At 58.0% G+C, this 26,988-nt stretch carries 24 protein-coding genes and 2 tRNA genes; 3 read left to right on the forward strand and 23 right to left on the reverse strand.

What is annotated here, in order from left to right:
• Nucleotide 1: 1 nt before the first annotated feature.
• The 14 genes from rpsO to rlmE all read right to left on the reverse strand — a co-directional run bounded on the left by rpsO (nt 2) and on the right by rlmE (nt 13,010).
• Complete coding sequence (rpsO, locus tag HX812_RS22290) at nt 2-271, reverse strand: 30S ribosomal protein S15 (protein WP_003177875.1); 270 nt, start codon at nt 269-271, stop codon at nt 2-4.
• Nucleotides 272-386: 115 nt separating this feature from the next.
• The gene (gene truB / locus HX812_RS22295) at nt 387-1,304 is read right to left on the reverse strand and encodes a tRNA pseudouridine(55) synthase TruB (RefSeq protein WP_003235022.1); all 918 of its coding nucleotides are present in this window, start codon (nt 1,302-1,304) and stop codon (nt 387-389) included.
• A gap of 3 nt (nt 1,305-1,307) precedes the next feature.
• Nucleotides 1,308-1,703, reverse strand: coding sequence for a 30S ribosome-binding factor RbfA (gene rbfA, locus HX812_RS22300; RefSeq protein WP_016973761.1), 396 nt, complete (start codon nt 1,701-1,703; stop codon nt 1,308-1,310).
• 159 nt (nt 1,704-1,862) lie between these two features.
• Complete coding sequence (infB, locus tag HX812_RS22305) at nt 1,863-4,388, reverse strand: translation initiation factor IF-2 (protein ID WP_016976824.1); 2,526 nt, start codon at nt 4,386-4,388, stop codon at nt 1,863-1,865.
• 27 nt (nt 4,389-4,415) lie between these two features.
• Complete coding sequence (gene nusA, locus HX812_RS22310; RefSeq protein WP_010206599.1) at nt 4,416-5,897, reverse strand: transcription termination factor NusA; 1,482 nt, start codon at nt 5,895-5,897, stop codon at nt 4,416-4,418.
• 47 nt (nt 5,898-5,944) lie between these two features.
• Nucleotides 5,945-6,403, reverse strand: a complete 459-nt coding sequence (gene rimP / locus HX812_RS22315) for a ribosome maturation factor RimP (RefSeq protein ID WP_038843818.1) — start codon at nt 6,401-6,403, stop codon at nt 5,945-5,947.
• A gap of 140 nt (nt 6,404-6,543) precedes the next feature.
• Nucleotides 6,544-6,620 (reverse strand) — tRNA-Met (locus tag HX812_RS22320).
• A gap of 96 nt (nt 6,621-6,716) precedes the next feature.
• Nucleotides 6,717-6,802 (reverse strand) — tRNA-Leu (locus HX812_RS22325).
• A 22-nt stretch (nt 6,803-6,824) separates the two neighbouring features.
• Complete coding sequence (gene secG, locus HX812_RS22330) at nt 6,825-7,208, reverse strand: preprotein translocase subunit SecG (protein ID WP_010206600.1); 384 nt, start codon at nt 7,206-7,208, stop codon at nt 6,825-6,827.
• Between the two features lie 4 nt (nt 7,209-7,212).
• Complete coding sequence (gene tpiA, locus HX812_RS22335) at nt 7,213-7,968, reverse strand: triose-phosphate isomerase (protein ID WP_003194193.1); 756 nt, start codon at nt 7,966-7,968, stop codon at nt 7,213-7,215.
• 66 nt (nt 7,969-8,034) lie between these two features.
• Nucleotides 8,035-9,372, reverse strand: coding sequence for a phosphoglucosamine mutase (glmM, locus tag HX812_RS22340; protein ID WP_038843809.1), 1,338 nt, complete (start codon nt 9,370-9,372; stop codon nt 8,035-8,037).
• Nucleotides 9,373-9,388: 16 nt separating this feature from the next.
• On the reverse strand, nt 9,389-10,240 hold the full coding sequence (folP, locus tag HX812_RS22345) for a dihydropteroate synthase (RefSeq protein ID WP_010206604.1): 852 nt from the start codon (nt 10,238-10,240) through the stop codon (nt 9,389-9,391).
• A gap of 8 nt (nt 10,241-10,248) precedes the next feature.
• A complete protein-coding gene (ftsH, locus tag HX812_RS22350) occupies nt 10,249-12,159 on the reverse strand; it encodes an ATP-dependent zinc metalloprotease FtsH (RefSeq protein ID WP_016976820.1) in 1,911 nt (636 codons plus the stop codon).
• 200 nt (nt 12,160-12,359) lie between these two features.
• Nucleotides 12,360-13,010, reverse strand: a complete 651-nt coding sequence (gene rlmE / locus HX812_RS22355) for a 23S rRNA (uridine(2552)-2'-O)-methyltransferase RlmE (protein WP_032862906.1) — start codon at nt 13,008-13,010, stop codon at nt 12,360-12,362.
• A gap of 106 nt (nt 13,011-13,116) precedes the next feature.
• Here rlmE and HX812_RS22360 point away from each other — a divergent pair, with 106 nt between their 5' ends.
• Entirely contained in the window at nt 13,117-13,425 is a 309-nt protein-coding gene (locus tag HX812_RS22360; RefSeq protein WP_010206607.1) for a YhbY family RNA-binding protein, read from the forward strand.
• 9 nt (nt 13,426-13,434) lie between these two features.
• Here HX812_RS22360 and HX812_RS22365 read toward each other — a convergent pair whose 3' ends face one another.
• The 8 genes from HX812_RS22365 to grpE form a co-directional block, all read right to left on the reverse strand.
• The gene (locus HX812_RS22365) at nt 13,435-13,839 is read right to left on the reverse strand and encodes a hypothetical protein (protein WP_038843806.1); all 405 of its coding nucleotides are present in this window, start codon (nt 13,837-13,839) and stop codon (nt 13,435-13,437) included.
• A gap of 28 nt (nt 13,840-13,867) precedes the next feature.
• Nucleotides 13,868-14,344, reverse strand: a complete 477-nt coding sequence (greA, locus tag HX812_RS22370; RefSeq protein WP_010206609.1) for a transcription elongation factor GreA — start codon at nt 14,342-14,344, stop codon at nt 13,868-13,870.
• Nucleotides 14,341-17,562 carry a carbamoyl-phosphate synthase large subunit gene (carB, locus tag HX812_RS22375; RefSeq protein WP_038843804.1) on the reverse strand — a complete coding sequence of 1,074 codons (3,222 nt, stop codon included), beginning with the start codon at nt 17,560-17,562 and terminating at the stop codon, nt 14,341-14,343. The genes greA and carB overlap by 4 nt, the downstream gene beginning before the upstream one ends.
• Before the next feature lie 105 nt (nt 17,563-17,667).
• On the reverse strand, nt 17,668-18,804 hold the full coding sequence (carA, locus tag HX812_RS22380) for a glutamine-hydrolyzing carbamoyl-phosphate synthase small subunit (protein WP_038843802.1): 1,137 nt from the start codon (nt 18,802-18,804) through the stop codon (nt 17,668-17,670).
• Nucleotides 18,805-19,062: 258 nt separating this feature from the next.
• Nucleotides 19,063-19,869, reverse strand: coding sequence for a 4-hydroxy-tetrahydrodipicolinate reductase (dapB, locus tag HX812_RS22385; RefSeq protein WP_033898256.1), 807 nt, complete (start codon nt 19,867-19,869; stop codon nt 19,063-19,065).
• Between the two features lie 10 nt (nt 19,870-19,879).
• Complete coding sequence (gene dnaJ, locus HX812_RS22390; RefSeq protein WP_016976814.1) at nt 19,880-21,004, reverse strand: molecular chaperone DnaJ; 1,125 nt, start codon at nt 21,002-21,004, stop codon at nt 19,880-19,882.
• 318 nt (nt 21,005-21,322) lie between these two features.
• Nucleotides 21,323-23,239, reverse strand: coding sequence for a molecular chaperone DnaK (gene dnaK, locus HX812_RS22395; protein WP_028617977.1), 1,917 nt, complete (start codon nt 23,237-23,239; stop codon nt 21,323-21,325).
• A gap of 102 nt (nt 23,240-23,341) precedes the next feature.
• A complete protein-coding gene (gene grpE, locus HX812_RS22400) occupies nt 23,342-23,902 on the reverse strand; it encodes a nucleotide exchange factor GrpE (protein WP_016976812.1) in 561 nt (186 codons plus the stop codon).
• 254 nt (nt 23,903-24,156) lie between these two features.
• Here grpE and recN point away from each other — a divergent pair, with 254 nt between their 5' ends.
• A complete protein-coding gene (gene recN, locus HX812_RS22405; RefSeq protein WP_038843799.1) occupies nt 24,157-25,830 on the forward strand; it encodes a DNA repair protein RecN in 1,674 nt (557 codons plus the stop codon).
• A gap of 87 nt (nt 25,831-25,917) precedes the next feature.
• Here the strand turns inward: recN and fur are convergent, their stop codons facing one another.
• Nucleotides 25,918-26,322, reverse strand: coding sequence for a ferric iron uptake transcriptional regulator (gene fur, locus HX812_RS22410; protein ID WP_003194220.1), 405 nt, complete (start codon nt 26,320-26,322; stop codon nt 25,918-25,920).
• A 98-nt stretch (nt 26,323-26,420) separates the two neighbouring features.
• On the opposite strand from fur, the gene HX812_RS22415 reads away from it, so the two are divergent.
• Nucleotides 26,421-26,948, forward strand: a complete 528-nt coding sequence (locus tag HX812_RS22415; protein WP_016976810.1) for an outer membrane protein assembly factor BamE — start codon at nt 26,421-26,423, stop codon at nt 26,946-26,948.
• Nucleotides 26,949-26,988: the final 40 nt, after the last annotated feature.

Genomic DNA, 26,988 nt, shown 5'->3' on the forward strand with positions numbered 1-26,988 from the left:
ATTAGCGACGCAGACCCAGGCGACCGATCAGAGTCTGATAACGACCCAGATCCTTGCCTTTCAGGTAGTCCAGCAGCTTACGGCGCTGGTTTACCATGCGGATCAGACCACGACGGGAGTGGTGATCTTTACCGTTGGCCTTGAAGTGACCTTGCAGCTTGTTGATGTTGTGGGTCAGCAGTGCAACTTGCACTTCTGGCGAACCAGTGTCACCAACAGCTTGCTGATAGTCAGCAACGATTTGTGCTTTTTCTTGAACGTCGAGAGCCATGAGGCAATCCTTTTTTCAGGAAACCACCCAAAGGGCAGTTTCAACAGGCCAGGGACAAATCCCTGTATCTAAAAATGAGTGTTGACCGTGCCTGTTAACAGCCACACTCGTTCGGTCATTCTGACCGAATCAGTCGACGCGGCGCGATGCGCCCGTCTTCGCTCACTTCACCGATACCGATGAAGCGACCGTTATGATCCTGTACCCGCACCATGCCGAACTTCGGGGCATCCGGGGCACGTACCGGCTGGCCGTTGAGCCAGTAGAACGCGCTGTGCTCCGAGAAGTGCAGCAATGGCCAATCCAGCAAACCGCTGTCCGATGGCATCAGGAAGCGATCAACCGCTTCGTTGCCACCTTCGGCGTGTACGGCTTCCAACTCTTCCAGCGTGACCGTCTGGGCCAGGCTGAAAGGGCCGGCCTGGGTACGTCGCAGTTCTGCAACGTACGCACCGCAACCGAGCTGTTCACCGATATCTTCCACGAGGGTACGGATATAGGTGCCTTTGCTGCAGTCCACGGCCAGGCGGGCAGTGTCGCCTTCACAAGCGAGCAACTCCAAGCGCGCAATAGTAACAGAACGCGGTTCGCGCTCCACTACTTCGCCCGCACGTGCCAGCTTGTAAAGAGGCTGGCCATCACGCTTGAGCGCCGAGTACATCGGCGGTATCTGACTGATTTGCCCACGAAAACCGGGCAAAGCCGCTTCAATATCAGCACGACCAACGGTAACATCGCGAACCTGCAGAACATCACCTTCGGCGTCGGCCGTGGTGGTGGTCTTGCCCAATTGCATCAGGGTTTCGTAACCCTTGTCGGAATCGAGCAGGTATTGCGAGAACTTGGTGGCCTCGCCAAAGCACAACGGCAGTACACCGGTGGCCAAAGGATCGAGGCTGCCGGTGTGCCCGGCCTTTTCGGCGTTGAGCAGCCAACGGACCTTCTGCAAGGCGGCATTGGAGGTAAAGCCAATGGGCTTGTCGAGCAGAATGATGCCGCTGACGTTGCGACGGATACGTTTGACCTGAGCCACCGCTTACTCCTTGGCGTCTTCAGGTGTGGACGGGTGCTGACTGTCTTCAGCCACGGCGCGCTCGATCAGTGCCGACAGGTGCGCGCCACGCACGACGCTTTCGTCGTAGTGGAAATGCAACTGGGGAACACTGCGCAGCTTCATTTCACGGGCCAACTGCATCCGCAGGAAACCCGCAGCCGAGTTGAGCACCTTGATGCTTTGCGCGATCTCTTCGCTGCTGTCCTGCCCCATCACGGTGATGAAGATCTTGGCGTGACCCACGTCACGGCTCACTTCAACGGCGGTGATGGTGACCAGGCCAACGCGGGGGTCTTTGACTTCGCGACGGATCAGTTGGGCCAGCTCGCGCTGCATCTGATCGCCGATACGCTGGGTACGGCTGTATTCTTTTGCCATGTCTTGTTACCTGTTACTGCCACACGGTGAAACCCGTGGGGTCTGAAAGCGGCAAACGCCCGGCCTGACAAAAGCCAGACCGGGCGTTGCGTTTAGAGTCCGTACGCTGCGCGGGGCATTTGCATGCCCACACGCGGCGTGGCTCCGGAAGTGCGCGAGTTAGAGGCTGCGAGCAACCTGAACCTTCTCGAAGACTTCGATCTTGTCGCCCACCTTGACGTCGTTGTAGCTCTTGACGCCGATACCGCACTCCATGCCGGCACGTACTTCGGAAGCGTCATCCTTGAAGCGGCGCAGGGATTCCAGCTCGCCTTCGAAGATAACGATGTCTTCACGCAGTACACGGATTGGACGGTTACGGTGCACAACACCTTCGATAACCATGCAACCGGCGATCGCGCCGAATTTCGGCGAGCGGAACACGTCACGCACCTCGGCCACACCCAGGATGTTCTCCCGGACGTCGCTGCCAAGCATGCCGGTGAGGGCTTTCTTGACGTCTTCGATGATGTCGTAGATGACGTTGTAGTAACGCATGTCCAGGCCTTCCTGCTCGACGATCTTGCGAGCGCCAGCATCGGCACGCACGTTGAAGCCGAACAGTACAGCGTTGGAAGCCAGTGCCAGGTTGGCGTCGGATTCGGTGATACCACCGACACCGCCACCGACAACGCGCACTTGCACTTCGTCGTTACCCAGGCCATTCAAGGCGCCGTTCAACGCTTCGAGGGAACCACGTACGTCAGATTTGAGGACGATGTTAAGCGTCTTCTTCTCTTCCTGGCCCATATTCTCGAAGATGTTTTCCAGCTTGCCGGCGTGAGCACGGGCCAGCTTGACTTCACGGAACTTGCCTTGACGGAACAGAGCCACTTCACGGGCTTTCTTCTCGTCGGCAACCACGCTCATCTCGTCGCCAGCGTCCGGGGTACCGTCCAGGCCGAGGATCTCGACCGGGATAGCAGGACCTGCTTCCTTGATTGGCTTGCCGTTCTCGTCGAGCATGGCACGTACACGGCCGTAGTTCGAACCGACCAGCACCATGTCGCCTTGGCGCAGGGTACCGTCTTGAACCAGGACGGTCGCAACAGGGCCGCGGCCCTTGTCGAGACGGGACTCAACCACAACGCCACGGCCAGGAGCCGATGGAGTAGCGGTCAGTTCCAGAACCTCGGCTTGCAACAGAACGGCTTCGAGCAGTTCGTCAACGCCGGTACCCATCTTCGCGGAGACCGGTACGAATGGAGTGTCGCCACCCCACTCTTCGGAGGTCACGCCGTGAACCGACAGTTCGCTACGGATGCGATCAAGATCGGCGCCCGGCTTGTCGATTTTGTTCACTGCGACTACCAACGGAACGCCAGCTGCCTTGGCATGCTGAACGGCTTCGATGGTTTGTGGCATCACGCCGTCGTCCGCTGCAACCACCAGGATCACGATGTCAGTCGCCTTGGCACCACGGGCACGCATCGCGGTAAACGCGGCGTGACCAGGGGTGTCGAGGAACGTCACCATGCCACGGTCGGTTTCAACGTGGTACGCACCGATGTGCTGGGTGATACCGCCGGCTTCGCCCGCAGCCACCTTGGCACGACGGATGTAGTCGAGCAGGGAAGTTTTACCGTGGTCAACGTGGCCCATTACGGTCACAACCGGTGCACGGGAAACCGCCTCACCTTCAAACTTCAGGGACTCGGCCAGGGAATCTTCCAGGGCGGTGTCGCTGACCAGGGTCACTTTGTGGCCCAGCTCTTCAGCAACCAACTGGGCAGTTTCCTGGTCCAGTACCTGGTTGATGGTGGCCGGAGTGCCCAGCTTGAACATGAACTTGATGATTTCAGCTGCCTTGACCGACATCTGCTGGGCCAGATCGCCCACAGTGATGGTCTCGCCGATCTTCACTTCACGCACGACAGGGCCGGTTGGGCTCTGGAAACCGTGGGCGTTGCGTTTCTTCAGCTTGGCCTTGCCGCGACCACCACGACGGAAGCCATCGCTTTCTTCGTCGGTAGTACGTGGGGCAACGCGTGGAGCAGGCGCCTTCTCTTTGACCGAGGCGCGATGCGGAGCGTTTTTGCGCTCGCCATCGCCACCACCACCGCGACGATTGTTATCGTCAGCACGCGGCTTGTCCGGACGACGAGGTTCGTCGCGCTTGCGAGCGTCAGCAGCAGGTGCTGGTGCAGCGGCAACCGGAGCGGCCTCACGCACAGCTTCTACAGGAGCGCTAGGCGCGGCGACCGCTTCAGTGGCAGCAGGTTGCGCAGCAGCAGGCTGGCGACGCGCTTCTTCTTCGGCGCGACGCTTGGCTTCTTCTTCAGCCTTCTGACGTGCAGCATTTTCTACTGCGCGACGTTCTTCCAGTTCGCGTTTGCGCTCGGCTTCGATTTCTTCCGGGCTGCGCTGTACGAAGACTTTCTTCTTGCGTACTTCAACGCTGATGCTCTTGCTACCAGCAACACGCAGGGTGCTGGTGGTTTTGCGCTGCAATGTAATCTTGCGCGGTTCTTCCACTTTCGCCTTGTGGCTGCTCTTCAAGTGAGTCAGCAAAGACTGCTTCTCACTGTCGCTCACACCTTCATCGGCGGCGGTGTGCGGCAGACCTGCCTCACGCATCTGCTGCAACAGGCGCTCTACCGGTGTTTTGACCTCATCGGCCAGTTGTTTCACCGTGACTTGCGTCATGCACTTCTCTCCTCAGGCCGCGCCTAGTTACTCGAACCAATGGGCTCGGGCGGCCATGATCAACTTGCCGGCACGATCATCGTCAATGCCGTCGATGTCGAGCAGATCGTCAATAGACTGCTCGGCCAGGTCTTCGCGGGTAATTACGCCGCGCACCGCCAGTTCCATCGCCAAATCCTTGTCCATACCCTCAAGCGAGAGCAGGTCTTCGGCCGGATGGGCGTCTGCCAGCTTTTCCTCAGTAGCGATGGCTTTAGTCAACAAACGATCCTTGGCCCGAGCGCGAAGCTCGTTGACGGTGTCTTCGTCAAAGCCGTCGATGTTGAGCATTTCTTCCAACGGTACGTAGGCAATCTCTTCCAGGCTGGTGAAGCCTTCATCTACCAGCACCTGTGCCAGGTCTTCATCGACTTCGAGCTCTTCGATGAAGTTGCGCAGGATGTCACCGGTTTCAGCTTGCTGCTTAGCCTGGATGTCCGATTCGGTCATCACGTTCAGGGTCCAACCGGTCAGTTGGCTGGCCAGACGCACGTTCTGACCACCACGACCAATGGCCTGAGCCAGATTGTCTGCGCCAACGGCGATGTCCATTGCATGGGCATCTTCGTCAACGATAATTGCCGCCACTTCAGCCGGCGACATGGCGTTGATCACGAACTGCGCCGGGTTATCGTCCCACAGGACGATGTCCACACGCTCACCGCCCAATTCGCCCGACACTGCCTGGACGCGCGAACCGCGCATACCGATGCAAGCGCCTTGCGGGTCGATGCGTTTGTCCTTGGAGCGAACCGCGATCTTGGCGCGCGAACCCGGGTCGCGGGACGCAGCCATGACTTCGATCAGGCCTTCGGCGATTTCCGGCACTTCGATACGGAACAGCTCGATCAGCATTTCCGGCGCGGTACGCGACAGGATCAACTGAGGGCCGCGGTTCTCGGTGCGGATTTCCTTGAGCAGCGCACGCAGGCGCACGCCGACACGGAAGGTTTCGCGAGAAATGATGTCTTCGCGGGCCAGCAACGCTTCGGCGTTGTTGCCCAGGTCGACGATCACGTTGTCGCGGGTGACTTTTTTCACGGTGCCGGAGATGATTTCACCCAGGCGCTCGCGATAAGCGTCAACGACTTGAGCGCGCTCGGCTTCGCGAACCTTCTGCACGATGACCTGTTTGGCGGTCTGTGCAGCAATACGGCCGAATTCGATCGATTCGATCTTTTCTTCGACCACATCACCGACCTTGGCACCAGGATGCGTTTGCGCAACCTTGCTTGGCCAGGTTTCGATGGCCGGATCATCAAGATCGGCTTCTTCGACGACCGTCCAGCGACGGAAAGTCTCATAGGCACCGGTGTGGCGGTTGATTTCCACACGCAGATCAACTTCGTCTTCAAAACGCTTTTTGGTAGCAGTGGCCAGGGCCAGCTCCAGCGCTTCAAAAATCACGTTTGCCGGTACGCCCTTTTCATTGGATACCGACTCAACAACCAGCAGTACTTCTTTGCTCATCGTACGCCTCGCCTTTCGCAAGCCATTGGATCCGCGGGATCCGCGTCTCAGTCAAAACTGGGAATAATGTTGGCCTTGTCGATCATATCGATCGGCAACAGGAACTCATGGTCTTCTACCTGCACCACGACATCCTGTTCTTCTACACCGCGCAGAAGGCCCTGAAAGTTGCGTCGCCCTTCAAAGGGAGATCGCAGCTTGATCTTCACTTGTTCACCGGCAAATTTTGCAAACTGCTCAATAGTGAACAGTGGGCGTTCCATGCCTGGCGAGGAAACTTCGAGGGTGTATTCAACGGAGATTGGATCTTCAACATCCAGCACACCGCTGATCTGACGGCTGACAATGGCACAATCGTCCACCAGCACGCCGCCCTCTTTATCGATATAAACGCGCAACATTGAGTGGCGACCTTGAGCCGAAAACTCAATACCCCAGCATTCATAGCCTAGGGCCACGACCACCGGGGCCAGCAAGGCCTGCAACTCTTCTAGCTTGCTCGACACCTGAACCCCCTCGTGCATGTATGTGCATGCTGTGCAAAATAAAAAAATGGGCGAAACGCCCATCCTTGAAACGCCGTCGAACAGCGGCGTTGAAAGTGTCCAGCTAACAAAAAGCCCCTTAAAAGGGGCTCCGCTAAAACTGGTTGCGGGGGCCGGATTTGAACCGACGACCTTCGGGTTATGAGCCCGACGAGCTACCAGACTGCTCCACCCCGCGACAAAGCTGGGGCGGAAGTATACGACCGATCCCTTACAGGGTCAATGTAACCTTCCACCTACAAGAAAGCCCGCAACAGCGGGCTCTCCTGATAATTGGTACCGAGAAGGGGACTCGAACCCCTACACCCTATGGGCACAACCACCTCAAGGTTGCGTGTCTACCAATTCCACCACCTCGGCAATACAGCGTTTACAACCCTTCTTACTTCTGCTCTTGAGCTGGAGGTACGTCAGTCGCTGGAGTAGCCGACTTTTGCTCTTGAAGCACCGGGACATCATCAGAAGCCGGTTTTGCTTTTGGTACTTCCAACACTGCTGGGTTTGGGAGACCTACTTGAGTCAGCACATGAGCTTTCTCTTTAGCAAAGTAACCTAACCCCAAGCTGGTTATGAAGAAACCGGCGGCAAGTATAGCAGTAAACTTACTAAGAAAGGTAGAGGAACCTTGGCTTCCGAACACAGTATTTGAAGCACCTGCACCGAAAGACGCACCAGCATCCGCACCTTTACCCTGTTGCAACAAAACCAGGGCAACTACGCCCAGGGCAGCCAACAGATGAAAAACGACTACGACTGTTTCCAGCATTTTTTCAGTTTCCCGCGGCGCGACAGATCGCACCGAACTCATCTGCATTCAGGGAAGCTCCACCAATGAGCCCCCCATCGATATCCGGCATGCCGAACAGTTCGACCGCATTGGCCGCCTTCACGCTGCCGCCGTATAGAAGACGCACACCTTGTGCGACTTCAGAATTCTCTGCCGCCAACTGCGCGCGGATGGCTGCGTGCACATCCTGCGCCTGTTGCGGTGTAGCAGTCAGCCCGGTACCAATGGCCCAGACCGGCTCGTAGGCAATGACTGCCTTTGCAAACGCACCAACACCCAGCTCCTCAATGATGCTGCCCAACTGACGCGAGACAACTTCAAGAGTCTTGCCCGATTCGCGCTGCTCCAGGGTCTCCCCTATGCACAACACCGGAATCAAGCCACAAGCCTGTGCCGCTGCGAACTTGCGATTGAGTGTCCCATCACGCTCGCCCATCATCTGACGGCGCTCGGAGTGCCCGACAAGCACATAGGAACAACCCGCATCAACCAGCTGACTCGGCGAAATCTCACCGGTCAACGCACCTTGCATCGGCTCCACCGCAGAGTTCTGCGCGCCGACCTGGATCGACTTGCCTTTCAGGCCATCAACCACTTGGTTGATATGCAAGCAAGGTGGGAACACCGCGACATCAACACCGCTCGGCAAGGCCAAGTGACGAAGGCCATTGATCAGCTCAGCGACACTGGCGCGGGTACCGTGCATCTTCCAGTTACCAGCTACCATAGTGCGACGCATGCTGTACCTCGTCGGTCAAAGTGGGCGCAGATGTTACCCAACCACATCATCACTGGCAAGCCGAATTCAGGCGCAAACTTCAGTTACCAGTTTTGCCAGGTCTTCGGCATGGCCGCGAACCTGTGTTTCGTCATCACCTTCGACCATGACACGCACCAGAGGCTCTGTGCCGGACTTGCGCAACAACACGCGGCCACGCCCCGCCATAGCAAGGGTTACGCGCTCGCACGCCTCTTTGACAGCCGGGTGCTCGATCGGGTTTTCGCCGCCGCCAAAACGCACATTGAGCAGCACTTGCGGACATTTGCGCAGCGCCTGGCGTGCCTGGGCAAGACTTTCTTCGCGGCGACGCAACGACAGCAGAACCTGCAGCGCAGCGATGATCGCGTCACCCGTGGTGGTGTGCTGGAAGCACACGACATGCCCGGAGTTCTCGCCGCCCACCAGCCAGTTACGCTCCAGCAGCTCAGCGATCACGTAGCGGTCACCGACATTGGCGCGCACGAAAGGAATACCCAGATCCGCCAAGGCCAATTCAAGCCCCAGGTTGCTCATCAGCGTACCAACGACACCACCTTGCAGCTTGTTGCGCTCATGCATATCGCGCGCAATGATGAACAGCAGATCATCACCATCAACAATGGCGCCGGTGTGATCCACCATCAAAACACGGTCACCGTCGCCGTCAAACGCAATGCCCAGGTCAGCATGTTCAGCAAGGACCGCAGCCTGCAATTGCTCCATGTGGGTGGAGCCGCAGTTGTCGTTGATGTTCAACCCATTAGGCTGAGCCGACAGCACGGTTACATCCGCCCCCAATTCCTTGAACACACTGGGCGCCACCTTGTAGGTAGCGCCATGGGCGCAATCGACCACAATCTTCAAGCCGGCAAAATTGGTGCTGCTTGGCACGCTACTCTTGCAGAATTCGATATAGCGGCCAGAGGCGTCATTGATGCGCGACACCTTGCCCAACTTGCTGGACTCAACCACCGTCATCGGTGCATCCAGCAGCTCTTCAATCATCAACTCGATCTCGTCCGGCAGCTTGGTGCCCTGACCCGAGAAGAATTTGATGCCGTTGTCATCATGCGGGTTGTGCGAGGCACTGATCACAATACCGGCTTCAGCGTGGAAGGTACGCGTCAGGTAAGCGATCGCCGGCGTCGGCATGGGCCCCAGCAACATGACATCAGCCCCCGCTGCAGACAGACCCGCCTCCAACGCAGACTCAAACATGTAGCCCGAGATGCGAGTGTCCTTGCCCACCAGGATGCGGCACGCGCCCATGCTTCGGAACGCCATACCCGCAGCCCAACCCAGCTTGAGCATGAAATCAGGAGTAATCGGAAATTCGCCGACCCGACCACGGATACCGTCGGTGCCAAAGTATTTTTTAGTCATAAGTGCTCCATCATTCTTATTCGGCTGATTCTACCGCGGCAATCATACGCACTACATCCACTGTCTCGGCAACATCATGCACACGTAATATGCGCGCCCCCTTGGTGACGGCAAGCGCCGCCAGCGCAAGACCGCCGTACAAGCGCTCACCCACTGGTCGATTCAGGGCCAGGCCAATCATGCTCTTGCGTGAAACGCCGACCAGCAGGGGGCGACCAAGGGCATGCAGGGATTCCATGTGTTTGAACAAACTCAGATTGTGCTGCAGGGTCTTGGCGAAGCCGAAGCCAGGGTCGAGGATGATCTTTTCTGCGGCAATTCCCGCGACTGCGCATTGAGCGACTCGCTCCGCGAGAAAACCACTCACCTCACCGACAAGATCATCATAGTGCGGGCTGTCCTGCATATTGCCGGGCTCACCCAGCATATGCATCAGGCACACCGGCAATCCGGTGGCCGCAGCCGCATCCAGAGCCCCGTCACGCTGAAGAGAGCGCACATCGTTGATCAGCCCCGCCCCGAGGCGCGCAGTTTCGCGCATCACGGCTGGCGTCGACGTATCAACCGAGATAATGACATCCAGTTCACGCGCAATGCGCTCGACGATCGGCGCCACCCTCTCCAGCTCTTCCAAAGGGGATACAACGCGAGCGCCAGGCCGGGTCGATTCGCCACCGACATCAATCAATGTCGCGCCCGCCGCAACCATTGCCTCAGCATGGCGCAATGCAGCATCGAGCTGGCTGAAGCGGCCGCCATCGGAAAAGGAATCGGGAGTGACATTGAGAATGCCCATGACATGCGTATGGGCCAAATCAAGAACCCGGTTGCCGCAAGGCAACCGGGTGGAGGACAACACAGAAGTCATTTCAAACCTTAGACGTCAGCTGCCGGACCGCCGATCGGAGTTTCAGGGCGTTCGTTCTGAACCACTGGCGGCGTGCCAGAGGTGCCCGAACCGCCTTCCCAATCGCGAGGCTCGCGGGGTGCGCGACCGGCCATGATGTCGTCGATCTGGTCGGCATCAATGGTCTCGTACTTCATCAGCGCATCCGCCATGGCATCCAGCTTGTCGCGGTTGTCCGTCAGGATCTGCTTGGCCGTGCCGTAGCACTGGTCAATGATACTGCGCACTTCGGAGTCGATCAGCTTGGCAGTCTCACCGGAGAAGCTGGCGTTTTGACCACCACCACCGCGACCCAGGAACACTTCACCTTCTTCCTCGGCATACATGAGCGGGCCGAGTTTTTCCGACAAGCCCCACTTGGTCACCATGTTCCGTGCAATCTGGCTGGCACGCATGATGTCGTTGGAGGCACCTGTGGTGACCCCGTCAAAGCCCAAGGTCATTTCTTCAGCAATCCGACCGCCATACAACGAGCAGATCTGACTGATCAGTGCGCGCTTGGAGAGGCTGTAGCGATCCTCTTCCGGGAGGAACATGGTCACACCCAGCGCCCGACCACGAGGAATGATCGACACCTTGTAGACCGGATCATGCTCAGGCACGACGCGACCAACAATAGCGTGACCGGCTTCGTGATAAGCGGTGTTCTGCTTCTCTTTCTCGGACATGACCATGGATTTGCGCTCGGCGCCCATCATGATCTTGTCTTTTGCCAGTTCGAATTCTTTCATTTCAACGATGCGCTTGCCGGTACGGGCAGCGAACAGCGACGCCTCGTTGACCAGGTTGGCCAGGTCAGCACCTGAGAAGCCTGGCGTGCCACGGGCAATCACGGCCGGAGCCACGTCGTCACCCATTGGCACTTTGCGCATGTGTACTTTCAGGATCTGTTCGCGACCACGGATATCCGGCAAGCCCACCACAACCTGGCGGTCGAAACGGCCCGGACGCAGCAACGCGGGGTCCAATACGTCCGGACGGTTGGTTGCAGCGATGACGATAATGCCATCATTCATTTCAAAGCCGTCCATCTCAACCAGCAACTGGTTAAGGGTCTGCTCACGCTCATCATGACCGCCGCCCATGCCAGCACCACGATGGCGACCAACGGCGTCGATTTCGTCGATGAAGATGATGCACGGTGCATGCTTTTTAGCCTGTTCGAACATATCGCGAACACGGCTGGCACCAACACCGACGAACATCTCGACGAAGTCAGAACCGGAAATGGTGAAGAACGGCACCTTGGCTTCGCCGGCAATCGCCTTGGCCAGCAAGGTTTTACCAGTACCCGGAGGACCGACCATCAGTACACCGCGAGGAATGCGGCCACCCAGGCGCTGGAACTTGCCTGGATCACGCAGGAACTCGACCAGCTCACCCACTTCTTCCTTGGCTTCGTCGCAACCGGCAACGTCAGCCAGGGTGGTTTTCACCTGATCTTCGGAGAGCAGGCGTGCCTTGCTCTTGCCGAAGCTCATCGGCCCGCCCTTGCCTCCCGCACCGCCTTGCATCTGGCGCATGAAGAACATGAACACAGCGATGATCACCAGGATCGGGAAGCTGGCGACCAGCAATTGGGTCCAGATGCTCTGCTGCTCAGGCTGCTTGCCTTCGACCACCACGTGGTTATCCACCAGGTCGCCGATCAGACCGTTGTCCTGGATCGCCGGACGAATGGTCTTGAAGCTGTCGCCATCGTTGCGTTTGCCGGTGATCACGTAGCCATCAACCGCTACGCGCTCGACCTTGCCATCCTTAACTTGCTGGATGAAGTCGGAATAGTTGAGGGTCTGCGGCTCGTTAGGGCTGGAGAAGTTGTTCATCACCGTCACCAGGACAGCCGCGATGATCAACCACAGGATCAGATTCTTTGCCATATCGTTCAATTAACTACCCTCTGAAGCAAGCTCCGCTACTGGCGCGCGCTTCGCATGATATTCACCGGCCTAACTTACTACATTACCTACAACTCTGGCAGGCGCCGTCTGTAACCCTTTGTGAAACTTTGACTACACAATATTCGTAAAGCTTCGTGACGAAAGCGATATAAAAAAACCTATCGCCCTCCTCCAATTCCTCAAAAACGCTCTTCACTCGCAGCGCCTTCAACCCCGCGGAAGCCGCGGCACAGCAGGTACTGCTCCCGCGACCTGTCTCGGGAAGAGTCAGGCTTACGCGTTTGCACCTTGTCGAACAGCTTGCGGATGTTCTTGTGGTACTCGTCGAAACCCTCGCCCTGGAAGACTTTCACCAGAAAATCACCACCAGGACGCAAAACCCGACCCGCCAAATCCAGCGCCAGTTCACATAGGAACATTGCGCGCGGCATATCAACGGCCGGTAATCCACTCATATTGGGGGCCATGTCGGAAATCACAAGGTCTACCTGCGAATTTCCCACAGCCTCGAGGATCTGGGCGAGTACGGCATCCTGAGTGAAATCACCATGAACAAAGGTCACATCCGGGATGCTGTCCATTTCCAGGATATCGGAAGCGATCAAGCGGCCCTGCCCGCCAATCAGACGACTGGTCACCTGGGACCAGCCACCTGGGGCGGCCCCCAGATCAATTACGCTCATGCCTGGACGAATCAGTTTGTCCTTGTCCTGGATCTCCAACAGCTTGTAGCTGGCCCGGGAACGGTAGCCGTCCTTTTGTGCCTTTTTGACGTAAGGATCGTTGAAATGTTCTTGTAGCCACTTAAGGCTGGTTTTGGAACGGGCCACGGGCCACCTCGAAAAATAAAACGGGTCGTGATTAACTGGGCGGTCCCGGACTCGCTCGGGTAAACTGGCCGCCGCTTTTTACAAGATCAGACGCAGGGGTCAGATTATGCCGCTCACTCAAGAGCAGAAGAAACAGTACAAATCCATTGGCCACCATCTGAAACCAGTTCTGATTGTGGCAGATAACGGTTTGACTGAAGGTGTGTTAGCCGAATTCGAACGTGCGCTGAACGATCATGAACTGATCAAGATCAAGGTCAACATCCTTGACCGCGAAGCGCGCCTGGCTGCCATTGCAGAACTGTGCAAGGTAGGCAAAGCGGACCTGGTCCAGGTCATCGGCAAGATGGCGCTGCTGTATCGCAAGAACTTCAGCGTCAACAAGCAACTGTCGAACGTACACCGCTTCAAGTAATAAAAAGGGTCACGGGCGTGCTTCGCGCGCCCTGCCACTCCAACCTGGCGCCGGCTGCATCACCAGCACCAGACCGGAAAACCCTAGCACAAGATAGCTGAATAGCTGCCAGCGCAACGCTTCCGGCAGCCAGACATGCACCATGCAATACATTGCACACGCATACAGCGCCATCAACAGCAGTTGCCCGCGAATATCCCGCCACAAACTTCCCAAGCCTTCAGCCTTGACCAGCACCAACGCCTGGAGCGTCACGCACGCCGCCGCAAAACCCACCAGCAACGCACTGAGTAATCCATCGATCTCATCGATCAGCAACGGTGCCAGGCCTATCAGGCCCAGCGCCGGCAACACGCCAATGTGCAGCAACCACAGGCCGCCCACCCAAAGCATCTGGGAGAGTTGCCAAAGCATGGCGCCCGCACGAAGCGGGCGCCGTCTTTCAGACGTGACGAACTTCAACAATCTCGTACTCGGTCACGCCGCCCGGCGTTTTGACAGACACCACATCACCCTCTTCCTTGGCAATCAAGGCGCGGGCCAGCGGAGAACCGACAGAGATCTTGCCGAGTTTGAAGTCAGCCTCATCTTCGCCAACGATGTGGTAGACCACGCTTTCGTCCGTCTCGACGTTGGCGATTTCCACGGTCGTGCCGAAAATCACCTTGCCGGTCTTCGGAATGGTCGTCACGTCGATGACCACCGAGTTCTGCAGGCGACCTTCGATGTCACGGATCCGCGCCTCGACCATACCTTGCTGCTCGCGAGCAGCATGGTATTCGGCGTTTTCCTTCAGATCGCCCAATTCGCGGGCCGTACCGATGTCCTGGCTCAGCTTTGGACGGACGACCTTGGTCAGATGGGCGTGCTCCTCTTCCAGGGCCTTGAAGCCCTGGACGGTCATTGGGTATTTGGTCATGCCTTCAATCCTGCGTGTAGATCCTGCAAGCGACGCACGGTCTTTTCCGGACCGAACTTGAGCGCTTCGCAGATGGCTTCGCCAGCAGCAATGGTGGTGGTGCAGTAGATCTTGTGCTGCAAGGCGTTACGGCGAATGGAGTAGGAATCCGCGATCGACTGGCGACCTTCGGTGGTGTTGATGATCAGGGTGACTTCGTCATTCTTGATCATGTCGACCACGTGCGGACGGCCTTCCGTCACCTTGTTCACGCGACGCACTTTCAGGCCGGCAGCTTCGATCAGCTTGGCGGTCCCGGCGGTGGCCACGACTTCGAAGCCCAAGTTGATCAGATCACGGGCCACGCCTGCAACCAGTGGCTTGTCATCATCACGCACACTGATGAACGCAGTACCGCCGGTCGGCAGCACTTCGCTGGCGCCCATCTGGGCCTTGGCGAAGGCTTCGCCGAAGGTATCGCCCACACCCATGACTTCACCGGTGGACTTCATCTCTGGGCCCAGGATCGGGTCCACACCAGGGAATTTGGCGAACGGGAACACCGCCTCTTTCACGCTGTAGAAGTTAGGAATGATTTCCTTGGTGAAGCCAATTTCCTTCAGGGTCTTACCGGCCATCACGCGGGCAGCGATCATGGCCAGGGACACACCGATGCACTTGGAAACGAATGGCACGGTACGCGAAGCACGCGGGTTGACTTCGATGACGTAGATGTCTTCGCCTTGCAGCGCCAACTGTACGTTCATCAGGCCGACCACGCCCAACTCCAGGGCCATTTTCTTGACCTGTTCGCGCATCTCGTCCTGGATGTGCGCCGGCAGCGAGTACGGCGGCAGCGAGCAAGCGGAGTCACCGGAGTGAACGCCCGCCTGTTCGATGTGTTGCATGATCGCGCCGATCACCACGTCGGTACCGTCACACACTGCATCCACGTCCATCTCAATGGCGCAGTTGAGGAAGTGGTCGAGCAGCACCGGGCTGTCGTTGGACACTTTCACCGCATCACGCAGGTAGCGCTTGAGTTCTTCTTCTTCGTAGACGATTTCCATCGCGCGGCCGCCCAGTACGTAGGACGGACGCACCACCAGCGGATAGCCAATCTTGCTGGCTGCACGGATAGCTTCGTCTTCGCTGCGCACGGTGGCGTTTGGCGGCTGGCGCAGGTTCAGGCGTTCAACCATTTGCTGGAAGCGTTCACGGTCTTCTGCACGGTCGATCGCGTCTGGGCTGGTGCCGATAATCGGCACGCCGGCTTCTTCCAGGGCACGCGCCAGTTTCAGCGGGGTCTGGCCGCCGTACTGGACGATCACGCCCTTCGGCTTCTCGACCCGGCAGATTTCCAGCACGTCTTCCAGGGTCACTGGCTCGAAATACAGGCGATCGGAGGTGTCGTAGTCGGTGGAAACGGTTTCCGGGTTGCAGTTGACCATGATGGTCTCGTAACCGTCTTCGCGCAGGGCCAATGCCGCGTGTACGCAGCAGTAGTCGAACTCGATACCCTGGCCGATACGGTTTGGGCCACCGCCGAGGATCATGATCTTGTCGCGGCCCGACGGCGCGGCTTCGCACTCTTCCTCGTAGGTTGAGTACATGTAGGCGGTGTCGGTGGCGAACTCGGCCGCGCAGGTGTCAACGCGCTTGTAGACCGGGAAGATCTCCAGCTTGTGGCGGTGGCGACGCAACGCTTTCTCGGTCACACCCAGCAACTTGGCCAGACGCATGTCGGAGAAACCTTTGCGCTTGAGCTTGAACATCAAGTCGCGGTCGATACTGGCAAGACCCAGGGTCTTGACCTTCTCTTCTTCCTTGATCAGGTCTTCGATCTGCACCAGGAACCACGGGTCGATCATGTTCATGCCGAAGATGTCTTCGACCGACAGGCCGGCGCGGAACGCGTCAGCCACGTACCAGATGCGCTCGGCGCCCGGCACGGTCAGTTCGCGCTTGAGGATGCTCATGCTTTCCGGGTTGCTCAGATCGAGCTTCTCGTCCAGGCCACAAACGCCCACTTCCAGACCACGCAGGGCTTTCTGCAGGGATTCCTGGAAGGTCCGACCGATGGCCATGACTTCACCCACCGACTTCATTTGAGTGGTCAGGCGTGCGTCGGCTTTCGGGAATTTCTCGAAAGCGAAACGTGGCAGCTTAGTGACGACGTAGTCGATCGACGGCTCGAAGGACGCCGGAGTAGCGCCGCCGGTGATTTCGTTCTGCAGTTCGTCCAGGGTATAGCCGATCGCCAACTTGGCAGCGATACGCGCAATCGGGAAGCCGGTAGCTTTCGAGGCCAGGGCCGAGGAACGGGACACCCGCGGGTTCATCTCGATGACTACCATGCGACCCGTGTCCGGGCAGATGCCGAACTGGACGTTGGAACCGCCGGTTTCCACGCCGATTTCACGCAGTACCGCCAGCGAGGCGTTACGCATGATCTGGTATTCCTTGTCCGTCAGGGTCTGCGCCGGAGCAACGGTGATCGAGTCACCGGTGTGCACGCCCATCGGATCGAAGTTTTCGATGGAGCAGACGATGATGCAGTTGTCCTTTTTATCGCGGACAACCTCCATCTCATACTCTTTCCAGCCGATCAGGGACTCGTCAATCAGCAGCTCTTTGGTCGGCGACAGGTCCAGGCCACGAGAGCAGATTTCTTCGAACTCTTCACGGTTGTAAGCGATACCGCCACCGGTCCCGCCCATGGTGAAGGACGGACGGATGATGCACGGGAAGCCAAGCTTCTCGAGCACTGCGTTGGCTTCTTCCATGCTGTGGGCGATGCCCGAGCGCGGGCAGTCCAGGCCGATGGACTTCATCGCCTTGTCAAAGCGCGAACGGTCTTCGGCCTTGTCGATGGTGTCGGCATTGGCGCCGATCATTTCTACGCCGAATTTCTCCAGGACGCCTTCGCGCTCCAGGTCCAGGGCGCAGTTCAGAGCGGTTTGACCACCCATGGTTGGCAGCAGCGCGTCCGGACGCTCTTTCTCGATGATCTTGGCAACGGTCTGCCACTTGATCGGCTCGATGTAGGTGGCGTCGGCCATGTCCGGGTCGGTCATGATGGTGGCCGGGTTGGAGTTCACCAGGATGACGCGGTAACCCTCTTCGCGCAGGGCTTTACAGGCCTGGGCGCCGGAGTAGTCGAATTCGCAGGCCTGGCCGATCACGATCGGGCCAGCGCCGAGAATCAGGATGCTTTTTATGTCTGTACGTTTTGGCATGGGTTTGTCACTCAAATCCGCAGGTCAGTCGGCAAGCCGTCTTGAACAATCTTTGATGAGCCCGCGGGGGCCACCGGAATCCGGGGCCGCCCGCAGGCCGCTCAGTCAGCGTCGCTTGGCCATCTCATTGATGAAACGGTCGAACAGCGGCGCTACGTCGTTCGGGCCTGGGCTCGCTTCAGGGTGGCCCTGGAAGCTGAACGCGCTCTTGTCGGTGCGCTCGATGCCCTGCAGGGAACCGTCGAACAGCGACTTGTGAATGGCGCGCACGTTGCTCGGCAGGGTGGCTTCATCTACCGCAAAACCGTGGTTCTGGCTGGTGATCATCACAACGCCAGTGTCCAGGTCCTGTACCGGGTGGTTGGCACCGTGGTGGCCGTGGCCCATTTTCAGAGTCTTGGCGCCGGAGGCCAGGGCCAGCAGCTGGTGACCGAGGCAGATACCGAATACCGGAATCTCGGTTTCCAGCACGTCCTTGATCGCCTGGATGGCATAGTCGCATGGCTCAGGGTCACCCGGGCCGTTGGACAGGAACACGCCGTCCGGCTGCAAGGCGAGTACGTCGCTGGCAGGCGTTTGCGCCGGCACCACGGTCACGCGGCAGCCGCGCTCGACCAGCATGCGCAGGATGTTGTACTTGACGCCGTAGTCGTAGGCCACAACGTGGTAAGGCAGGTCAGCAGCTTCGATGGTCGCATGGCTGTCGGTCTTCAAGTCCCAGACAGTGGAGCGCCACTCGTACTTCTCTTTGACGCTGACGACTTTCGCCAGGTCCATGCCCTTCAGGCCTGGGAAACCTTGCGCTGCGGCAATCGCCGCCTCTTCGGAGATATTGTCACCGACCATGATGCAGCCGTTCTGCGAGCCTTTTTCACGCAGGATGCGCGTGAGGCGGCGCGTATCGATACCGGCGATCGCCACAACATTGTTGGCTTTCAGGTAATCGGACAGCGACATCGTGTTACGCCAGTTGCTCGCAACCAGTGGCAGGTCGCGAATCACCAGACCCGCCGACCAGACACGATCAGACTCGACGTCTTCCGGTGTAGTACCGGTATTGCCGATGTGCGGATAGGTCAGGGTAACGATCTGTTGGGCGTAGGAAGGATCGGTAAGGATTTCCTGATAGCCGGTCATGGCAGTGTTAAACACCACCTCTCCAACGGTCTGACCGTCGGCTCCAATGGCTTCGCCGCGAAAAATGCTGCCATCAGCAAGGGCGAGTATGGCTGGCTTAGTCAAGAAGACCTCCCGTAAATAAAGCCTGAAAGGGCGATCGCAGGTGTAAAAAAGCGGAGTGACGTATGGACACGTCACTCCGCTTATTCACTGAATTATTCTGCGCGCTTTTAGTGAACACACTAAAGCTGTAGCTTACAGAAAAAGGCTTTTTTGGTCCACCGCTAATGAGCCTTAAAGGCAGGGGAATGCGACAGGACGTCGCTTAGCGGGTAAAAACGGGGCCTAAGCATAAGCTTGAGGCCCCGTTTTAGCTACTGATCAGTGCAGATCCAGCACATCGCGCATGTCGTACAGACCAGGCGTACGACCTTCCAACCAGAGCGCAGCACGTACCGCGCCCTTGGCAAACGTCATACGACTGGAGGCTTTGTGCGTGATTTCCAGGCGCTCACCTTCAGTGGCGAACAACACGGTGTGATCACCCACTACATCGCCGCCACGCACCGTCGCAAAACCAATGGTGTCACGCGCACGCGCACCGGTATGGCCTTCGCGACCGTACACCGCCACTTTCGACAGGTCTCGGCCCAGCGCATCGGCAATCGCCTCACCCATGCGCAGCGCGGTGCCCGACGGCGCATCGATCTTGTGGCGATGATGAGTCTCGATGATCTCGATATCCGCCTCATCCCCCAGCACGCGAGCAGCCAGATCCAGCAGCTTGAGCGACAGGTTCACACCGACACTGAAGTTGGCAGCGAAGACGACAGGAATATCTTTGCCCGCTTCCACCAACAACTGCTTCTGCTCAGCCGTCAAGCCGGTGGTGCCGATCACCATGGCCTTGCCCGCCTTGCGGCAGAAGGCCAGGTTTTTCAGCATCACGTCCGGCAGAGTGAAATCGATCAGCACGTCGAACTCGTCCGCCACCTGCTCCAGATTGCCGGACAACGACACACCGATGCGCCCCAACGAGGCCAACTCGCCGGCATCCGCACCAATCAACGTGCTGCCCGGGCGAACGATCGCCGCGGTCAGCCCGGAGGCCGGCGAGCGTTGCTGCACCGCCTCGACCAGTGTCTTGCCCATGCGCCCGGCAGCACCCATTACGGCTATACGTCGCATACTCAATTCCTTACAGGTCGCCGAAGAAGCGCTTTACGCCATCGAAAAAGCCCGCAGTCTTCGGCGAGTGAGAGTCATCACCCTCCATCGAGCTGCGGAACTCTTCAAGCAATTCGCGCTGACGGCGGTTCAAGTTGACCGGAGTCTCTACCGCCACACGGCACATCAGGTCGCCAGCACCGCCACCGCGCACCGGCGCAACGCCTTTGCCACGGATACGGAACTGCTTGCCGGTCTGGGTGCCTTCAGGGATCTTGAGCTTGACCCGACCGTCGAGGGTCGGAATTTCCAGCTCGCCGCCCAAGGCTGCATCGACAAAACTGATCGGCACTTCGCAGAACAGGTGCTTGCCGTCACGCTGGAAGATCGAGTGCTCACGCACATTGATCACCACGTACAGGTCGCCCGTCGGACCGCCTTGAGTACCGGCCTCGCCTTCACCCGACAGACGAATGCGATCACCGGTGTCCACGCCCGCCGGCACTTTCACCGAAAGGGTTTTGTACTCTTCGACACGACCTTCGCCGTGGCACGAGTCGCACGGATCGGAAATGATCTTGCCCTGTCCATGGCAGCGCGGGCAGGTCTGCTGCACCGAGAAAAAGCCCTGCTGCATACGGACCTGACCAATACCGCCGCACGTCGGGCACGTGATGGGCGAGGAGCCCTTCTTGGCACCCGAACCATCGCACGGCTTGCAGTTGACCAGCGTCGGCACACGGATATTGACGCTGGTGCCGCGCACGGCTTCTTCCAGGTTCAATTCCAGGGTGTAGCGCAAATCACTGCCACGCTGGGCGCCGCCACGCTGACCACCGCGGCCACCGCCGAAGAAGTCGCTGAACACGTCACCGAAGATATCGGAGAAGTTCTGACCGCCAAACCCGGCACCGCCGCCACCCATGCTCGGATCGACACCGGCATGGCCATACTGGTCGTAGGCCGCGCGCTTGTTGGGATCAGACAGACATTCGTAGGCCTCGTTGGCCTCTTTGAACATTTCTTCGGATTCTTTGCTATCCGGATTACGGTCCGGGTGGTGCTTCATCGCCAGGCGACGGTAGGCCTTCTTCAGGTCCGCCTCGCTGGAGCCGCGCTCCACACCCAACACTTCGTAATAGTCACGCTTTGCCATAAGTCTTTGCACTCTTATAGGACGTTCAGCCAGACCCTCCTGAGCCTTGCCAAACTCGTTGAGCCCCAATACAGGCCCGGACCCAACTCACGTCAATTCAACGATCCTGGTCATTACTACTTTTAGCCAGGTACCCGGCCAAAAATGCGGTATTTACTGCTCGGAAAGCAGGAGCATTCCCGATCACACCGCCAGCATCCGAACGCTGTCGCATGCTGTAAAAATTCGCATACCCCAGACACGCCAACGCGGGAGCAAGCTCCCGCGCGGCGACATCCTACCAGTCACCGCTTGATAGCGGTCAACCGGGCGACCAACTTACTTCTGGTCTTTGACTTCTTCGAACTCGGCATCGACAACGTCGTCGTGCTTGGCTTCAGGCTCTGCCTGTTGCGCAGCACCGTCAGCTGGCTGACCTTGTTCGGCGTACATTTTCTGCGCCACTGGAGCGGAGACTTTCGACAGCTCTTCGATCTTGGCTTCGATAGCGGCCTTGTCGTCGCCTTTGACAGCGGCTTCCAGGGCAACCACAGCAGCTTCGATTGCAGTCTTCTCTTCAGCAGTCACTTTATCGCCAGCATCAGCGACCATTTTGCGTGTCGAGTGAACCAGTGCATCACCCTGGTTACGGGCGCCAGCCAGCTCAGCAAACTTGGCATCCGCATCAGCGTTGGCTTCAGCATCACGGATCATCTGTTGAATTTCTTCATCAGACAGACCGGAGTTGGCCTTGATGGTGATCTTCTGCTCTTTGCCAGTTGCCTTGTCTTTCGCGCCGACGTGCAGGATGCCGTTGGCGTCGATGTCGAAGGTCACTTCGATTTGTGGCACGCCACGTGGTGCTGGTGGAATCTCGGCCAGGTCGAACTTGCCCAGGGACTTGTTCTGAGCAGCCTGCTTACGCTCACCTTGCAGCACGTGAATGGTCACAGCGCCTTGGTTGTCATCGGCAGTCGAGAACACTTGCGATTTCTTGGTAGGAATCGTGGTGTTTTTCTCGATCAGCGCGGTCATCACGCCGCCCATGGTTTCGATACCCAGGGTCAGCGGGCTGACGTCCAACAGCAGCACGTCTTTCACGTCGCCGGCCAATACCGCACCCTGGATGGCAGCACCCATGGCAACCGCTTCGTCCGGGTTCACGTCTTTACGTGCTTCTTTACCGAAGAACTCGGTCACTTTCTGCTGAACCAGTGGCATACGGGTCTGACCGCCCACCAGGATCACGTCATTGATGGAACCAACGTCGATACCGGCGTCTTTCAGCGCGATACGGCAAGGTTCGATGGTGCGCTGAACCAGGTCTTCAACCAGCGCTTCCAACTTGGCGCGAGAAATCTTCACGTTCAAGTGCTTAGGACCGGTGGCATCTGCAGTGATGTACGGCAGGTTCACGTCGGTCGACATGCTCGAGGACAGCTCGATCTTGGCTTTCTCGGCAGCTTCTTTCAGGCGCTGCATCGCCAGCGGATCACCCTTGAGGTTCATGCCGCTTTCTTTCTTGAATTCGTCAACGAGGTAGTCGATCAGACGAATGTCAAAGTCTTCACCGCCCAGGAAAGTGTCACCGTTGGTGGCCAACACTTCGAACTGGTGCTCGCCGTCAACTTCAGCGATCTCGATGACCGACACGTCGAACGTACCACCGCCCAGGTCATAAACGATCACAGTGTGGTCGCCTTTGGCCTTGTCCATACCGTAAGCCAGGGCAGCTGCGGTAGGTTCGTTGATGATACGTTTTACGTCCAGGCCCGCGATGCGGCCGGCGTCTTTGGTCGCCTGGCGCTGGCTGTCGTTGAAGTAAGCCGGAACGGTGATCACCGCTTCGGTCACAGCTTCACCCAGGTAGTCTTCGGCGGTCTTCTTCATCTTTTTCAAGACTTCAGCCGAGATCTGCGGTGCCGACATTTTGTTGCCATTTACTTCAACCCAGGCGTCACCGTTGTCAGCCTTGGCGATTTTGTAAGGCACCATCTTGATGTCTTTTTGTACGACTTCTTCGTCGAACTTACGACCGATCAGACGCTTTACCGCGTACAGGGTGTTGTGCGGGTTGGTCACAGCCTGACGCTTGGCCGACTGACCAACGAGGATCTCGCCATCATTTGCGTAAGCAATGATCGACGGCGTGGTACGCGCGCCTTCGGCGTTTTCGATTACTTTGGCTTTGCCGTTTTCCATGACGGAGACACAGGAGTTGGTGGTCCCCAGGTCGATACCGATAATTTTGCCCATGATTTACTCTCCCGAAACTTGAATTTGGTTGCCGCAGCAGTGGTGGCTAACTGCGGTAGCACTTAAACGCTTGACTTATAGATGGGGGCTTTGCAGCGTATTTCAAGCCTGCTCATCAATAGAAGGCGAAACCGGTGCAGGCGCCTTGCTCACGACGACCATCGCCGGGCGCAGCAGGCGACCATTGAGCAGATAACCCTTCTGGAACGTTTTGAGCACGCTGTTTGGCTCCAGGTCATGGCTTTCCTGCATGGCCATGGCTTGGTGATGCTCAGCGTTGAACGGCTCGCCGCCTTGTGGATCGATCGCTTCCAACTGATAACGCTTCAGGGTGTCCTGGAACATTTTCAGGGTCAGTTCGATCCCTTCGCGCATCGGGCGGATGTTTTCGTCGTCCGGGTTGGACAATTCAAGGCCACGCTCCAGGCTGTCGATGATCGGCAGCAAGTCATTGGCGAATTTTTCCAACGCGAATTTGTGAGCCTTTTCTACATCCTGCTCGGCACGGCGGCGGACGTTCTGCAGATCAGCGGCAACACGCAAAGACTGGTCCTGCGCAGCGGCCAATTGCTCTTCGAGCACTTGCACACGAGTCGCCAGCTCATCGCCGACAGCCGAATTGGCGTCTGGAGTTTGCGTATCCTGCGTCTGTTCGTCAGCCATAGTTTTCTCCTTTCAAAATCATGCGCGAACTCAACTCGCGCTTCTGTTCCGGTATATGGGGCCACAATTTCCAGGTTCAAGGGCGCAGGCGTTACCAAAAGTCTTTCGATTGACCTTCATCAATTCCTGCCCGGTCATTCCTGGTTGCGCTTAAAAATATCCAGATTCAAGCAAATCGAGCTAAGCACCAGGATTGTCAGCGCCGAACAAAACACTGTATAAATAACCAGACCTAAAGCCTGGGAGCGGCCGTCATGCTCGTGCACCTGTCCGTACATAACTACGCCATCGTTGAACACCTGGATCTCGAACTGGATCGCGGGATGAGCGTAATCACAGGCGAAACCGGCGCCGGCAAGTCGATCATGCTCGACGCTCTGGGCTTGACCCTGGGTGATCGCGCTGACAGTGGCGTGGTGCGCCCCGGCGCGGACAAGGCCGACATCCTGGCCACCTTCGACCTGGCGGATATTCCCGAGGCTGAGGCCTGGCTGGCCGAACGCGACCTTAATAATGAAGGCCCGTGCATCTTGCGACGAGTCATCACGGCGGAAGGCCGCTCACGCGGGTATATCAACGGTACGCCCTGCCCGCTTGGCGACTTAAAGGCCCTGGGCGAACTGTTGATCGATATCCACAGCCAGCATGAACATCAGTCCCTGCTGAAAACCGATACCCATCGCCGCCTGCTCGATGAGTACGCCGGCGCCACAGACCTGGCCCGCCAGGTGCAACTCGCCGCCCAGCGCTGGCGCCAGACTCGCCAGGAACTGGAGCGACTCTCCAACTCCGGCGATGAGCAACGTGCTCGCCACCAATTGCTCAGCTACCAACTCGAAGAGCTGGAAAGCCTGGGCCTGGGCGAGACCGAACTGGAGCAGCTTGAGCAGGAACACAAGAACCTCACCAACGCGGAAACCCTGCTGGGCATTTGCCGCCAGGTGGTGGAGCAATGCAGTGAGAGTGACTCCGGCAATGTGCTCAATGCACTGACCGCCAGCCTCAATCGCCTCTCTAGCGTGAACAGCGCCTCCGGCTCGTTGAGCGAGGCCACCACCTTGCTGACCAGCGCACAGATTCAAGTAGAGGAAGCCGTCGGCGAGTTGAATCGCTTCCTGGACCACTTCGATGCCGACCCGGCGCGCCTGCAGGAGATAGAAGAACGCCTCGACACCATCTATACCCTGGCGCGCAAACATCGCATCCAGCCCACCGAAGTGGCGACGATGCAGCAAAAGCTGCTGGATGAAATCGAGACCCTGAACGCCAACGATGAATCCATCGAGCGCCTGGGCGACGAGCTTGCCTCTTTCGCTCGCCACTATCAGGAGAAGGCGCGCGAACTCAGCGACTTGCGCCAGCAAGCAGCGACGAGCCTAGCCAACGCAGTGGAGCTGGAGATCCAACGCCTGGGCATGCCTGGCGGGCGCTTTACCATTGAATTGCGCACCAACGCCAGTAACGAACTGCAGCCCCACGGGCTGGAGCAGGTCGAGCTGCTGGTCAGCGCCAACCCCGGCCAACCGCTCAAGGCGCTGGCGAAAGTAGCCTCCGGCGGCGAACTGTCGCGAATCAGCCTGGCCATCCAGGTGATCACTGCGCAAACCTCTCGGGTGCCAACGCTGGTGTTTGACGAAGTTGATGTGGGGATTGGTGGGCCGACGGCAGAAATTGTTGGCCAGTTGTTGCGACGCCTGGGGGATAGAGGCCAGGTGCTGACAGTCACCCACTTGCCGCAAGTGGCGGCCCAGGGGCATCAACACCTGTTTGTACACAAGGTACGCGGCAGCGATGCCACACACACAGCCGTGTCCAAGTTGAATAAGTCGGAACGCGTTGAAGAAGTGGCGCGCATGCTTGGCGGGATCGACTTGACCAAGGAGTCGTTGGCGCATGCGAAGAAAATGGTCGTGGCAGCAAAGGCCTGACCGGGCAGTTTTCCTTCATTATAGAAAGCACGAAGGCGACCCTGAGGTCGCCTTCGATCGTTTTGCAGAGAAAATCTGCAGCGCTTGTTACTTTTTCTTACGGATGTACAGGACCAGATTATGGTCAACCAGATCGAAGCCATGTTCCTCAGCAATCTTGTGCTGCAGCGCTTCGATTTCCGGGCTGGTGAACTCGATAACCTCATTGGTATCCAGGTCAACCATGTGGTCGTGATGACCACCGTCAGCCAGTTCAAATACTGCATGACCGCCGTCGAAATTATGACGAACCACCAGCCCTGCGGCTTCAAACTGGGTCAGTACACGGTAAACCGTGGCCAGGCCGACGTCCTCGTTAGACTCCATCAGCGCCTTGTAGACATCCTCGGCACTCATGTGACGCTGCTCAGCAGAATCGAGCATTTGTAGAATCTTGACTCGTGGCAGAGTCACTTTGAGACCGGCTTTGCGTAGTTCGCTATTTTCAACCATGGTTAGCTTTCTCGCGGATGCTGCTTCGCAGCTTCTCTTAATACGGGTATGATCGGCGTTTACGTTGTCCCAGCCAAGATAGTGGAAGTCGCCCACCGATGCAAAACACCAAGCTCTTGCTAACCAGTTTCACCTTTGTGGGACTGCTCGCACTCGCCGGTTGTTCATTCCCCGGGGTTTACAAAATCGACATCCAGCAGGGCAATGTCGTCACGCAGGACATGATAGACCAGTTACGCCCCGGAATGACCCGACGGCAAGTACGGTTTATCATGGGTAACCCCCTGCTGACCGACACTTTCCATGCCGATCGCTGGGATTATCTCTACAGCCTCCAGCCTGGTGGCGGTGAACGCCAACAGGAGCGCGTCAGCGTCATTTTCAATGGCAATGACCAGCTTGTCAGCCTGTCCGGTGACTTCATGCCCGGCGTGAGCCGTGATGAAGCCTTGCTCGGCAAGGACAACGGCACCAACGTCACTGCGCCTGCGCAGGAAGGCGAGAAGCCGAAATCCGAAGTACCGGCCAAGCCAGGCTCTTTGCTCGACAAGATCCAGAAAGACGTCGATGGCGTGGAAACGGTTCCCGTCCCAACGCCACAACCTCTGGACACCAGCCCGCAGTAAGTGTGCGGCGCTCAACAAAAAGCCCGGCATGCCGGGCTTT

The sequence above is a fragment of the Pseudomonas sp. IPO3749 genome (genome assembly GCF_013386605.1).
GTDB classification, from domain to species: Bacteria; Pseudomonadota; Gammaproteobacteria; order Pseudomonadales; family Pseudomonadaceae; genus Aquipseudomonas; species Aquipseudomonas azotoformans_A.